Annotated in this window: 13 protein-coding genes; 2 read left to right on the top strand and 11 right to left on the bottom strand. The window is 71.8% G+C overall.

All coding sequences use genetic code 11. The features are described from left to right. The 4 genes from ABNT58_RS18725 to ABNT58_RS18710 all read right to left on the bottom strand — a co-directional run. Window positions 1-929: cysteine peptidase family C39 domain-containing protein (locus ABNT58_RS18725; protein WP_348754952.1), on the bottom strand; the 929-nt coding region annotated here is incomplete at its 3' end. 6 nt (window positions 930-935) lie between these two features. Further along, the gene (locus ABNT58_RS18720) at window positions 936-2,159 is read right to left on the bottom strand and encodes an HlyD family efflux transporter periplasmic adaptor subunit (protein WP_348754951.1); all 1,224 of its coding nucleotides are present in this window, start codon (window positions 2,157-2,159) and stop codon (window positions 936-938) included. A 56-nt stretch (window positions 2,160-2,215) separates the two neighbouring features. Next, window positions 2,216-2,383, bottom strand: coding sequence for a hypothetical protein (locus ABNT58_RS18715; protein ID WP_348754950.1), 168 nt, complete (start codon window positions 2,381-2,383; stop codon window positions 2,216-2,218). 104 nt (window positions 2,384-2,487) lie between these two features. Further along, window positions 2,488-3,201 carry an autoinducer binding domain-containing protein gene (locus ABNT58_RS18710; protein WP_348754949.1) on the bottom strand — a complete coding sequence of 238 codons (714 nt, stop codon included), beginning with the start codon at window positions 3,199-3,201 and terminating at the stop codon, window positions 2,488-2,490. Between the two features lie 235 nt (window positions 3,202-3,436). Between ABNT58_RS18710 and ABNT58_RS18705 the strand changes: the two genes are divergently transcribed. Continuing rightward, window positions 3,437-3,721: a hypothetical protein gene (locus tag ABNT58_RS18705; protein ID WP_348754948.1), complete on the top strand. Its 285-nt coding sequence runs from the start codon at window positions 3,437-3,439 to the stop codon at window positions 3,719-3,721. 14 nt (window positions 3,722-3,735) lie between these two features. Here the strand turns inward: ABNT58_RS18705 and ABNT58_RS18700 are convergent, their stop codons facing one another. The 7 genes from ABNT58_RS18700 to ABNT58_RS18670 all read right to left on the bottom strand — a co-directional run bounded on the left by ABNT58_RS18700 (window position 3,736) and on the right by ABNT58_RS18670 (window position 10,810). Continuing rightward, window positions 3,736-4,917, bottom strand: a complete 1,182-nt coding sequence (locus ABNT58_RS18700) for an ABC transporter permease subunit (RefSeq protein WP_348754947.1) — start codon at window positions 4,915-4,917, stop codon at window positions 3,736-3,738. Continuing rightward, on the bottom strand, window positions 4,914-5,675 hold the full coding sequence (locus tag ABNT58_RS18695) for an ATP-binding cassette domain-containing protein (RefSeq protein ID WP_348754946.1): 762 nt from the start codon (window positions 5,673-5,675) through the stop codon (window positions 4,914-4,916). The genes ABNT58_RS18700 and ABNT58_RS18695 overlap by 4 nt, the downstream gene beginning before the upstream one ends. After that, entirely contained in the window at window positions 5,672-7,129 is a 1,458-nt protein-coding gene (locus tag ABNT58_RS18690) for an alpha/beta fold hydrolase (protein WP_348754945.1), read from the bottom strand. The genes ABNT58_RS18695 and ABNT58_RS18690 overlap by 4 nt, the downstream gene beginning before the upstream one ends. Beyond that, window positions 7,126-7,512: a glutaredoxin domain-containing protein gene (locus ABNT58_RS18685; RefSeq protein WP_348754944.1), complete on the bottom strand. Its 387-nt coding sequence runs from the start codon at window positions 7,510-7,512 to the stop codon at window positions 7,126-7,128. The genes ABNT58_RS18690 and ABNT58_RS18685 overlap by 4 nt, the downstream gene beginning before the upstream one ends. Before the next feature lie 58 nt (window positions 7,513-7,570). Then, entirely contained in the window at window positions 7,571-9,193 is a 1,623-nt protein-coding gene (locus ABNT58_RS18680; protein ID WP_348754943.1) for a thioredoxin fold domain-containing protein, read from the bottom strand. A gap of 38 nt (window positions 9,194-9,231) precedes the next feature. Further along, the gene (locus tag ABNT58_RS18675; RefSeq protein ID WP_348754942.1) at window positions 9,232-9,882 is read right to left on the bottom strand and encodes a YbhB/YbcL family Raf kinase inhibitor-like protein; all 651 of its coding nucleotides are present in this window, start codon (window positions 9,880-9,882) and stop codon (window positions 9,232-9,234) included. A 103-nt stretch (window positions 9,883-9,985) separates the two neighbouring features. Continuing rightward, on the bottom strand, window positions 9,986-10,810 hold the full coding sequence (locus tag ABNT58_RS18670; protein WP_348754941.1) for an HDOD domain-containing protein: 825 nt from the start codon (window positions 10,808-10,810) through the stop codon (window positions 9,986-9,988). A gap of 199 nt (window positions 10,811-11,009) precedes the next feature. Between ABNT58_RS18670 and ABNT58_RS18665 the strand changes: the two genes are divergently transcribed. Continuing rightward, window positions 11,010-12,593 (top strand): methyl-accepting chemotaxis protein, encoded by a 1,584-nt coding sequence (locus ABNT58_RS18665; RefSeq protein WP_348754940.1) that lies wholly within the window; start codon window positions 11,010-11,012, stop codon window positions 12,591-12,593. Window positions 12,594-12,699: the final 106 nt, after the last annotated feature.

Below are 12,699 nucleotides of genomic sequence, written 5' to 3'. Positions count from 1 at the left end.
GTGAGCCGGCCGCTGTAGGCCGCCATCATCGCCAGCGTGGCCAGCACCATCACGCCGTCGAGCACCGCTTCCACGAAGCTGGTGGTCAGCGTCTTCTGGATCTGCTGCACCGCCGAGAACCGCGACCAGATGTCGCCGGTGTGGCGCTTCTCGAACCAGGCCACCGGCAGCTGCATCAGATGCGCGAACACATTGGACAGCCACTGCAGGTTGAGCGTGGCCGACAGCACCAGCACCGCCCACGAGCGCACCGCGCCGGTGGCCACCTGCAGCAACACCAGCAGCCCGAAGCCCAGCCCCAGCGTCACCAGCAGGTCGCGGTCGCCGCTGACCAGCACGCCGTCCACCACCCACTGCAGCAAGAACGGCGATAGCAGCAGAAAAGCTTCCAGCACCAGCGCCAGCACGAACACCTGCGCCAGCGCGCGCTTCAGGCCACTCACGCGGCCCAGCAGCCGCCGCAGGCTCAACGGCTGCCGCTCCACCCGCGGCGCGAAGCCGCCGGCCGGTGTCAGCTCCAGCGCAATGCCGGTGAAATGCCGCGACAGCTCGGCCAGCTTCAGCCGCCGCACGCCCTGCCCCGGATCGTGGATCACCGCGACGCCCCGCTGCACCGCCACCAGCACCACGAAGTGGTTCATGTCCCAGTGCAGCACGCAGGGCAGCTGCAGTCCGGCCAGGTGTTCGGGCTCGGCGCGCAGCGCGCGCGGCGCCAGCTGCAGCTCGCCCGCAATGCGTACCAGGTCGCCCATCGAAGCGCCCTTGAGCGACAGCGAAAAACGCCGCCGCAAGGTGGGCAGGTCGGTGTGCAGGCCATGCGCGGCGGCCACCATCGCGATGCAGGCCAGGCCGCATTCGGCCGCTTCGGTCTGCAGCAACATGGGCACGCGGCGGCGCGGGCGCCAACCCAGGTTCAGGCGATCGAGCATCGGCGACTACACCCGCCCGGCCATGCCGAGCAGCGGCTCGAAGATCCACTCGATCAGCCGTCGGCGGTCGAGCTGCACATCGGCTTCCAGCTGCATGCCGGGCAGCAGCGGCTGCGGTTGGCCATAGGCCTGCACCGCCTGCCGCTCCAGTGCCACGGTCACGCGGTACACCGGCTCGGCATCGGGCCGGCCGGGCATCGGCGTGCGCGAGATCTGCAGCACCCGCCCCGGCTGCGCGCCGAACTTCTGGTACGGAAAGGCCTGGTAGCGCATCAACACGGGCTGCGCCGGCCGCAAAAAGCCGATGGCGCTGGACGGCGCATACAACTGCGCCAGCAGCGGCGCGTCGCCCGGCATCAGCCGCGCCAGCACGGCGGCAGCCCCCACCGACTGACCGGGCTCGGCCGCCAGCGCGCCCACCGTGCCGTCCTGCGGCGCGCGGATCAGCTGCTGGCGGCGGGCTTCGGTCTGCGCGGTGTCGCCGGCCAGGCCGGCGGCCTCCCGCTCGATCTCGCCCAGCTGCGATTCGGCCTGCAGCGGCAGCTCGCGCAGCTCGGCCTGCAGCGCGGCCAGCGTGCGGGCCTGCTGCTGCTTTTCCTGGGCCAGCGCCTGCAGGCGTTCGCGCTGTTCCAGCACGTCCTGCTGCTTGGCGCGCAGCTGCGCGGGGGCGATGAAGTCCTGGTCGCGCAGCGATTCGAACTGCGCCAGCGCCTGCTCGGCCAGCTGCAGGCGTTGGCGCTGCAGCGCGGTGCGCTCGTCGATCAGCGTGCGCTCACGCGTCAGGTCCTGGATGCGGCCGGACAAGGCCGCCACGCGTTCGTCGCGCAGTGCCAGCGTGCGGTCGGCGGCGGCCTGCAGGCTGCGGCGGCGCTCGTCCAGGCTGCGGCGCACGGCGGCCTGGGTGTCGCCCTGCGCACTGCTGCGGTCCAGCGCCAGCACGTAGAGCACGTCGCCCTGGTGCACACGGTCGCCTTCGTGCACACGGCGCTCCAGCACCACGCCGTCCTGCGGCGTGCGCAGCTCCAGCAGGCCGCCCTGCGGCACCAGCTCACCGGCCAGGCGCGCCTTGCGGGTGTAGTGGCCGAGGTAGAGAAAGCTGCCCACCGCCAACGCGGCGGCCACCACCAGCACGGTCAGCCAGCGCAGCGACAAGGGCTGCGCCAGCCGGATGTGGCCCAGCCACTGGTCACGCTGGTGGTCCAGCGCTTCGCGCCGGAACAGGGTGGACACGCTCTCAGGTCAAGGCAGGCCGCCCGCTGCACAGCCGGCAGCGCGCGGCACGCACATCACCAGCCGCCGACGCGGGGCAGGCCGCCGGTGACCTGGCCCAGCAGGCGCTCGTCCAGCACGATGGGCGCAGCAGGCTTTTGCGCGGTGGTGGCCGCCTGCGGGGCGGGCGTGCGCACTTGCTGGGCAGCCTGGGTGGCAGCGGCGTTGAATTGCGATTGGGCCATGGTCGACTCCTGGAATTTAGAGGATGCGTCTTCACAGCGACGCGTCCTTATTGCAGCAGTCGAGTCCGTCACAGGTAACTGTAAGCTCTTACAGCTTGCGCCCGTCAGTGGATCAGCCCTAGGCGCAGCGCCTTCAGCACCGCCTGGTGCTTGGTGGCGCAATCCAGCTTGTGCATGGCATTGTTAATGTGCATCACCGCGGTGCGCTGCGAGATCCCTAGGATCGTGCCCACCTCCCACGCGGTCTTGCCTTCCATCGTCCATTTCAGCGCCTCCACCTCGCGCACGGTCAGCGCCGGCCGCTCGGGCTGGCAGCTGGGCGGCACCAGGATGCGCAAGGCGGTGTCCTGCGCATGCACAGCGAACAGCTGCAGGTCGGCCACGATGCGGGTCAGCTCGCGCTTGTCCTCCGGCAAGGGCAGGTCGCGGTCCACGCCCAGCAGGAAGTGCTTGCCCTCGGGCAAATGAAGGGCCATGGCCACGCCGGTGCGATAGCCGAAGGCAGCCTGCTCTTCCCACAGGTCGCCGACGCCGGTCTTCAGGTAGGTGTCCTGCGACCACACCAGCGGCACGCTCTGGCGCTTGAGATGCTGCATCACCGGGTCGCGGCGCGAGTCGGACACACGGTGGTGCGCCTCCTCATAACCCGCCGGCGCATTGCCCACGGCGATGAAGTCGGCGTCCTGGCCATGCTGCTCCACCACGGTCACCGCACTGACCGTGTTGAAGCCGATGTCCTGGGTGAAGCGCAGCACGGCGCTTCTGAATTCATCGATGTCGCGGGCTTCTAGCACCGCGAGATAGTGGCCCTGCAGCATCAGACTTCCTGCACCTGCCCCTGTGGCACCTTCATCCTGTCAAGGTTTACAGCTTGATGCGACATGGCCGATGACCAAGACTGTGAACCCGTCGCCCAGCCCCCTGCGGCCAGCCAACCCTCCACTCTCGCCAACAACAATGACACCCTCATGGACGCTGCATGCCTGGCCAACCGTATTGTGGCAGGCGACTTCCAAGCGCCACCTGCACTTCTCGCACCATGACACGCGCGTGATGAGCACGGGCGACGGCCACACGCCCCTGAGCGGCCACACGCTGTGGGTGGGGCCCCTGGGCGACGTGGAAGCCGGCGTGGCCTGGGACTGGGTGCAGCTGTGCCCCGGCGTGGTGGCCATGGCCGACCCGATGTGCGTGGTGACCAATCTGCGCCTGGTGGACCACGCCGGCTCGGTGCTCACCGCCTGGGAAGCAGCGCGCCACCTGACCGAGATCGTGCACGGCCTGCCCTGGCAGGACGAAGTGGAACGCACGCTGGGCACCGCCTGCCTGTTGAACTGACGGGCACATCGCGCTCATCGCAGCGCGGCCGGCCGCAGACGGCGCGCCACGTCCAGCACACCCGCCACCGCCAGGGCGGCACACACCAGCAGCGGCGCCAGCAGGTCGGCCACAGGCACGGCTTCCGCGGCCAGCACCCGGTTCATCAAGGTCACCTGGCCCAGCGCCGGCACCCAGAGCTGCCAGGGTTGCGGCCCGGCATCGTTGAACAGCGCCACCAGCGGCAGCACCGAGACCAGCAGCACGATCACGGCCGAGTTGGCCTGCGCCTCCTTCACGCTGCGGCAGCGGATGGCCACCGCCATCAGCACCGCCGACACCGCGGCCGCCAGCGGCACCAGCAGCAGCAGGAACATCAGCGCCTCGCGCCAGCCGTAGGCGAACATCGCGGCCAGCGTTTCGCTGCGCAGCAGCCACTGCGCGGGCAGGAAGCTGAAGGACGCCAGGAAGGCCACGCCCATGGCCACGCTGGCCACCGCCGCCCACTTGCCCAGCACCAGCGCCAAGGGCGAGGCCGGGTTCATCAGCAGCGGCTCCAGCGAGCCGCGTTCGCGTTCACCGGCGGTGGAATCGAGCGCGGCCGGCAACGCCCCGTACAGCACCGCCATCAACACCAGGATGGGCACGAAGGCCGACAGCTGCGCCGCCCGCCCGCGCGGGGTCGAGAGGTCGCGCGGCTGCACGTCCACCAGGTCGAGCACCGCCGGTGAGGTGCCGCGCAAAGCCAGGCCCAGCGTGGCCCGCTCGTTCACATAGCCGCCCACCAGCCGCGCCAGGCGCGCGCCCGCGGCCTGCGAGCGCGGATTGGCGCCGTTGCTCACGATCTGCAGCTGCGGCCGCTGCGCGCCGGCCAGCGCCGCCTCGAAGCCCGGCGGCACCACCAGCACCGCATCTCCCAGGCGGTTGCGGCGCAGCAGGTCTTCGTAGTCGGCCGGCGCGGGCAGCACGCGCCAGGTCTGGCGCGCCAGGAAGTTGGCCAGGCCGGGCGCCTGCTCGATGCCCACGACGCGGATCTCGCGCTGCTCGGCGCGCTGCTCCATGTCGGCCATCAGCACCGACAGCACCACCAGCAGCACCGGCCCCACCGCCACCGAACTGAGCAGCACCGTGGCCAGCGTGCGCCGGTCGCGCAGCGCGTCCAGCAGCTCCTTGCCGTAGACCACCCAGGCGTCGGCCAGCAGGCGCCACCGCCTCATGAAGCCACCGCCTGCGGCCCGAAGGCCAGCCGCACGAAGGCGTCCTCGAAGTCGGCCTGACCGCTGCGCGCCAGCAGCTCGTCCACGCTGCCGTCGGCCACGGTGCGGCCGGCCGACACCACCACCACGCGGTCGCACAGCCGCTGCACCTCTTGCATGATGTGGGTGGAAAACACGATGCACTTGCCTTCGTCGTCGCGCAGCCGGCGCAGGGCCTCGCGCAGCGCGCGGGTGGCCAGCACGTCCAGCCCGTTGGTGGGTTCGTCCAGGATGATGTTGGCCGGGTCGTGCACCAGCGCGCGGGCCAGCGCGGTCTTCATGCGCTCGCCCTGGCTGAAGCCGTCGGTGCGGCGGTCCAGCAGCGGCGCCATGTCCAGCACCGGGGCCAGCGCCTCCACCCGCTGCAGTGCGGCGGCGCGGGCCATGCCCTGCAGACGGCCGTAGTAGACGATGTTCTCGCGCGCGGTCAGCCGCGGGTACAGGCCGCGCGCATCGCTGAGCACGCCCATGCGCGCCAGCGCGCGCTGCGGCTCCAGCGCCACGTCGATGCCGTCCACCAGCACCCGGCCTTCGTCGGGCACCAGCAGGCCGGCCACCATGCGCAGGCTGGTGGTCTTGCCGGCGCCGTTGGGGCCCAGCAGGCCGGTGATGCGGCCGTCCTCGGCACGAAAGTCGACGCCATCGACCGCCTGCACCACACGCGCGCTGAGGCCACGGCCACTGGCAAAGCCCTTCTTCAAACCCAGCACCTCGATCATCTGTGCGGCCCGGAAGACGACGGTGGCGCAAACGGCAACGGCGCCGGCACCTGCACCGCGCAGGCGGCATCGGCGCTCACGCGGTCCAGCGCCGCGGCTTCGTCGGCGGTATCGACAAAGCGGTAGAGCACGTCGCGCATGCAGGGCAGCATGGCCACGCCGTGGCCGGCGTTGGGCACCACCACATGGCGGGCGCGCGGGCCCAGGGCCGCGGCCACGCGCTCGCCATGGCGGGGCGGTGTGGCCGGGTCCAGCCCGCCCGACAGCAACAGCACCGGCACCGGCGCGGGCGGCAGCGTGTAGAAGGCCGCCGGCACACTGCCGCGCGGCCAGTCGGTGCACACGTCGCGGTAGCGGCGCAGCAGCGGGTCTTCCTGGCCCGCCGGCGGCGGCAGGCGCGGAGCGTCCTCGGCGCACACCACCGAAAAGTGCATGCCCATGGCCACGCCGGTGCCGCCGCGGCGGCCGCTGGCCGCATGGGCCAGGCCGGCCAGCGGCTCCAGCCGGCCTTGCGTGGCCTCGTCCATCGCCTGCGGCAGGGCCGAGGCCAGCACCGGTGAATACAGCGGGCCGCGCAGTACCGTGTCCAGCACCTCGGCGGTCACGGTCTGGCGTTCGGCCTCGCCGGTCACGGGGTGGCGCACCGTCCATTCACGCGGCAGGCTGGCGCGCAGGCTGGCCCATCGCTGGCGCAGCTGCGGATGGCGGCTGCGGCAGTCGGCGTTGCGTTCGCAGCCGCTGAACACCGCTTCCAGCGCGCGCTGCTGGTCGGTGGCAAAGGCCTGCGGCAGCACCATGTCGGGCGGGGCCACGCCGTCCAGCACCACGCGGCGCACCTGCTGCGGGTACTGGCGCAGTACTTCCAGCGCCAGCCGCGTGCCGTAGGAGGCGCCCACCAGATTGACGCGCGCAGCGCCCAGCTGCCGGCGCACCGCGTCCACGTCGCCCGCCGCGATGGGCGTGGTGAACTGGCGCAGGTCGCCGTAAGGCAGCGCCTTCAAGGTGGCCAGGCAGCGCGCGATGCGCTGGCGCTGCTCCCCCGGCTCGAACTGCTGCGCCAGCGGCGCGCGGCCTTCGTCGTCGTCGCACAGCAGCGGCGCGCTGCGGCCGGTGCCGCGCTGGTCGATCAGCACCACGTCGCGCCGGTTCAGAAAGCGCGCCAGCATGCCGCTGATGGGCCCGGCCAGCTCGATGCTGCTTTGCCCGGGGCCACCGGCAAAGAAGAACACCGGGTCGGGCCGCTTGTTGCGCGCCAGCGCCGGCAGCACCGCGTAGTGCACCGTGATATGGGTGCCGCCCGGCTGCTGCGGGTCGAGCGGGCGCTCCACCTGGCCGCAGCGGGCTTCGTGCTCGATGCCGTCCAGCCGGCAGGGCGTGAGCGCGGGCGCGGCCTGCGCACCGGCCTGGGCCAGCAGCGCCACCGCGGCCAGCGCCCAGGCGCCGCGGCGTTTCATGCGGCCGCGGGGCGGCCGGCCGCCAGGCGCTGCTGCAACACGCCGCTGGCGATCAGCCGCTGCAACTCGTCGGCACCGCCGATCAGCTGGCCCTGCACGAACACCATCGGAAACGTGGGCCAGCCCGACCACATCTTCAGCGCCAGCCGCTCGCGCCAGGCGCTGAAGTAGCTGCCGCGCTCGATGTACTGGTAGCGCACGCCGGCCGCGTCGAGCGCACGGCGCGCCCGCTTGACGAAGGGGTTCTGCGCCATGCCCACGACCACCACCGGATGGGCGTCGATGGCCTGCTGCACCTGGCTCACCAGCGCATGCTGGTAGCCGGCCACCACGTCGCGGATGGCGGGGTCCAGGCGGTTGTTGTCGAGCTGCAGGCGGGGCATGGGCACGTCTCCTATCCCGCTGAGGTTAGCCGATGCGCCCGGCCGCGCCGGTGGCGCCTCAACCGCGCGGGTTGCTGCGGCCGGAAAGCTGGCGCGCGATGGCCTCGCAGGTGGCGCGCTGGCCGTCGGCTGCCTCGCGCGCCGCGCACACGCCGCTGAGCTGGGCCTGCAGCCGCTGCACCGCCGGCTCCGCCGTCGGGCGGTCGGCCGACCAGGCGGCCAGCTTCTGCCCCAGGCGCTGCAAGGACCGGCCGCTGCGCTCATGAAAAGCCGCGCTGTCGCGCGCCGCTTCGGTGAACAGCTGCGCCGCCACCTGCTCGATGCGGGCGGCATCGGCCGGTGCCAGGTCCACCAGCGCCGCCAGGTAGCCGGCGCCCCACTGCAGCCGCGTGGCCGGGCCTTCGCTGCGCTCGAAGGCTTGTGCATACCAACGCAACGCTTCGTCGGTGCGACCCTGCTTGCGCGCATTGCCGCCCAGCTGGCTCATCAGGTAGTAAGGCGCCGGGCTGCGCGGCAGGTTGGCCTTGAGCAGCGCATCGCTGTCGGCCCACAGGCCGGCGCGCGACTGCACATAGGCCACGGTGGGAATGACGGCCTGGCGCTCGAAGGGGTCCAGCGTTTCGCGGTCCAGGCGCGTGGCCAGCTCGCGCACGTCCTTGAGCAAGGGCTCGGGCAGGCGCGGCGACACCGCATCTTCGGGCTGACCGCCGCGGGCCAGCGACACGCGTGCGTCCAGCGCGGTGATGCGGTCGCTGCGCGAGAGCGTGGTGTCGTTCTGCAGGCGCAGCAGGGCCGCCTCGAAAGCGGCGGCCAGCTCGGCCCGGCCCGCGCCGTCTGGCGGGGCCAGCGCCTTCAGCAGCGCCGGCGCCGCGTTCACCAGCACGTCCATCTGGCTGCGGGCGGCGGCGGTATCGGCCAGCAGGCGTTCCACGCGGCTGCGCATGCCGCCATCCGGCTGCAGGCCGCTTTTGCCTTCCACCGAGGCCGCCAGCGCCTTGAGCAGGAGCCGGGTCCGCGCCTCGTCATCGGCCGATGGCGCGCGCGTGGCCGCAGTGGCCAGCGCGGCCAGCACCGCCGGCCGTTCGGCCGCCGGCACCAGGCGCGATTCGTCGATGTCCCAGCCATAAAAGGCCAGCAGCCGCCATTCGGCAGCGCTCAAAGGCCGTTGGGCGCGGGCATCGGCCAGCACCTGGGTGGCCGGGCGGCCACCGGCCAGGCCGGCCTGCAGCATGGCCAGCACCTGCGGCGCATCCACCTCGCCGGGCAGGCGGGTGATCTCGGTGCGGTCGGGCTGCAGCAGGATCATCGTCGGGTAGCCGCGCACCTGGAAGGCGGCGCCCAGCTTCTGCGCGCCGGGCCGGTCGCCATCCACATGCACCGCCACGAAGCTGCGCGACAGCGCCGCGAAGTCCTGGCGGTTGAACAAGGTGGCCTTGAGCTGGTTGCACGGCGGGCACCAGGTGGCGCCCCAGTACAGCAACACCGGCTTGCGCTCGGCCCTGGCCTGGGCAAAGGCGCGGTCGATGTCGGCATCCACCGCGGCGGGCACCCAGGCCACCTGGGTGGAAGGCAGGCCCGCTGCCTGCGCAGCAGCGCCCGTCATGGCCAGCAGGCCCGCGCAGGCCCAGGCCCCGGCGGTGGCACGTGTGATGCGGCAGACCCGTGTGACGACGACCTTCATGCGCAACAGCCCCCGGCACGTGGGTGTGCCGGCCCGGGCTATTGTGGCGCCAAGGGCGCGGTGGCGGCAGGCGCCACGTCCGCGGTCGCAGGCTCGTCGGCCTTCACCGAACCATCGGGCCGTTCATAGGTGCCGATCAGGCAGCCGCCGGCCAGCACACGCTGCTGCAGCGCGGCCAGCACCTCGTCGCGGCCGGGCGTGGCGCTGAAGGGCTCGCCCGGCCCGAGCGCGAACACCTGGAACACATAGCGGTGCACGCCATGGCCCGGCGGCGGGTCGGGCGGCAGCCAGCCGCTGCCTAAAAACGAATGGCGGCCGGCATGGGCCTCGGTGCCGTCGTCGTCGGTGGCGTCCAGCGCGCCTTCGGCCAGGGCCGTCTGGTCGGGCGGCAGGTCCACCACGATGCCGTGCACCAGCGGGTGCGGCGTGGGCGCATCGGCGTCTTCCACGATCAGCAGCACGCTGGTGGCGTTGGCGGGCACGTTGCGCCAGTGCAGCGGGGGCGACAGGCCTTCGCCATCGGCGGTGTAGCGCTGCGGGATCGGCGCATGGTCGGCAAAGGCCAGGCTGCCCACCTCGATGGCGCCCAGGCCGCTGCGCAGCGGGGTGTGGTGGAACACGGTCTCGTCCAGGCCGGCGCGCTGGTGGCGCAGCGCATGGCCCAGCATGCCGGGCAGTTTTTCCAACATGGCGTGGGGTCCTCGGGCAAAAGCCCAGTGGACCTGCTGGCCGCTGCCAGCGGCAGCGCCCGCTCGCCCATTCGACTGTCGGACGGGGCCGACAGCGGGCGGCTCAGTGTTGGGTCGCCACCGGCTCACGGCCGGCCATCTGGTCGGCCACCTTGCGGGCGGCACGCAGCATCAGCGTTTCGTCCAGCGGCACCTGCGGCGCCACCTGGGTCACCACGTCTTCCAGCAGTTCGGGCTCGTTCATCAGCACATGGGCGATGACCGACAGCGCCAGCACCGCGGGCCGGGACAGCTGCGGCGGAAACGGCTCGCCCGCCTGCGCGGCCACATGGTGGCGCACGCTGGCCACGGCCGGCGCGCCCAGGCCCCAGCTTTCGCACAGCGCGGCGCCCAGCGCGTCGTGGCTGACGCCGAAGCCCGCCTTTTCCAGCGTGCGCAGGTCCACGTCGTTGGGCGCGGCGCGCAGCATGGCGCCGTAATGGTCGCTGGCATGGCGCAGCAGCACGGCCTTGCCGCATTCCTCGAACAGCCCGGCCGAATGCGCGGCCCAGGCGTCCACGCCCAGGAACTGCGCCATGCGGCCCATCAGCAGCCCGCGGTAGCCGGCGCGTTGCCACACCGGCTCCAGCAGCGCATTGGGCGGAAAGGCGGCACGCAGCCCCATCTCGAAGGTGATGGCGGCCACCTCGCGCATGCCCAGGTACTGCACCGCCTGCATCACCGTCTGCACGCGGCCCTTGAGGCCATACATGGACGAGTTCACCGCCTTGAGCACCGCAGCGGCCAGCGCCATGTCGGATTCGATCAGCAGCGTGGCCGCATCCAGGTTGATCTCCTCGTCGGCCAGCAGCAGCGACAGGCGCACCAGCGCCTCCGGTTGCGCCGGGACATCGATGTCGAGGTTGCGAAGCGAAGGATCGACGGACATGGCTCAGCGGCAGTGGGGCGTGGCGGGGTGGCACTCATCGTAGAAGGCTCCGCCCGGCGCAAAGCCGGTGAAAAGGCCGTGAGCAAGGCGCCTGTTCGGGCGGGCTGCCGAACTACTGGCACAAATAGCATTTCTATCGTTTAAGAAGCTGCATCCCTGTCCGAGATTGCGGAGACCACCACCCTGTGCACCCTCCACCATGTTCACGAACTCTCTCACCCTGCGCGCCCGCCTGGCCGCTGCCTTCAGCCTGCTGTCGGTGCTCGTGGCCACGGTCTCGGGGCTGGCTGTCACGGCCCTGCACCGCAGCAACCAGCACTTCGAGCGCTATGTGGCCGCCGACGGCCAGCGCATGCAACTGGCCAACGACCTGCGCTCGGCGGCCGCCAACCGCGCCATCAGTGCCCGCAACCTGGTGCTGGTGAGCGGCCCCACCGACACCGAGGCCGAACTGTCCGCCGTGCAGCATGCCCACAACGCGGTGCAACGCACCCTCTCGCGCCTGGCCTTGCGGGTGACCGACGACGCCGACGTGAGCGCGGCCGAACGCCAGGGGTTGCAGCGCCTGCAGGACGTGGAAACGCGCTACAACCCGGTGGCCCTGCGCGTGGTGTCCCTGGCCTCGCAAGGGCAGCAGGCGCAGGCCATCGAGGTGATGAACCGCGAGTGCCGCCCGCTGCTGGCCGAGCTGCAGCGGGCGGTGGACGCCTACCTGGGCGCCCTGGGCGAAAGCACGCGAGACAGCGTGACCGACGCCCAGCAAGGCTATGCGACGTTCCGCACCGCGCTGATCGCGGCCAGCCTGGCGGCGCTGGGCAGCGCGCTGTTTTTCCTGGTGAGCATCCAGCGCCAGCTGCGCCGCGCGCTGGGCGCCGAGCCCGCGCAACTGGGCGCCGTGGCCGAACGCGTGGCCCAGGGCGACCTGAGCCCGATCGCCAGCGCCGACCGGGCGGCGCCGGGCAGCGTGCTGGCCTCCTTGAGCCGCATGCAGCAAGGGCTGGCCCGTCTGGTGGCCCAGGTGCGCGAAGCCTCCGACGCGATCGCCACCGGCAGCCTGCAGATCGCCAATGGCAACGCCGACCTGTCGCGCCGCACCGAACAGCAGGCCAGCAGCCTGCAGGAGACGGCCGCCTCGATGGAGCAGATGACCGCCACCGTCAGCCACAGCGCCGAAACCGCCCAGCAGGCCACGCGGCTGGCCACCGACGCCAGCGACGCCGCCACCCGGGGCGGCGAAGTGGTGGCGCGCGTGGTCTCGACGATGGAAGACATCAGCAGCAGCTCGCGCCGCATCGGCGACATCATCGCCGTCATCGACGGCATCGCCTTCCAGACCAACATCCTGGCGCTCAACGCCGCGGTGGAGGCCGCCCGTGCCGGCGAGCAGGGCCGCGGCTTCGCGGTGGTGGCCGGCGAGGTGCGCAGCCTGGCGCAGCGCTCGGCCGAGGCGGCCAAGGAGATCAAGACGCTGATCGGCGCCAGCGTCGACCGGGTGCAGGCCGGCTCCCGGCTGGTGGCCGAGGCAGGCAGCGCGATGGACGACATCGTGGCCCAGGTGCAGCGGGTGTCGGCGCTGATCGGCGACATCAGCCGCTCGGGGCAGGAGCAGACCACGGGCATCAGCCAGGTGAGCCAGGCGGTCAATGAACTCGACCAGGTGACGCAGCAGAACGCGGCGCTGGTGGAACAGAGCGCCGCCGCCTCCGACAGCCTGCGCCGCCAGGCGCAGCAGCTCAACGACACGGTCGGCGTGTTCCGCGGCGTGCCTGCCACCGCGGCCTGAGGCAGCACGAGCGGCAAAAAAAACGCCAGCATCTGCTGGCGTTGTCACAGTGGTCCCTGCCTACCGGGCGAGACCCTCATGTTATGAATCTTGGTGTCGGTTGTCT

Source organism: uncultured Aquincola sp. (assembly GCF_964001545.1).
Taxonomy (GTDB): Bacteria; Pseudomonadota; Gammaproteobacteria; order Burkholderiales; family Burkholderiaceae_C; genus Aquincola.
Note: the sequence above shows the minus strand (reverse complement) of the source record. Positions and strands in the feature narration are given on the sequence as shown.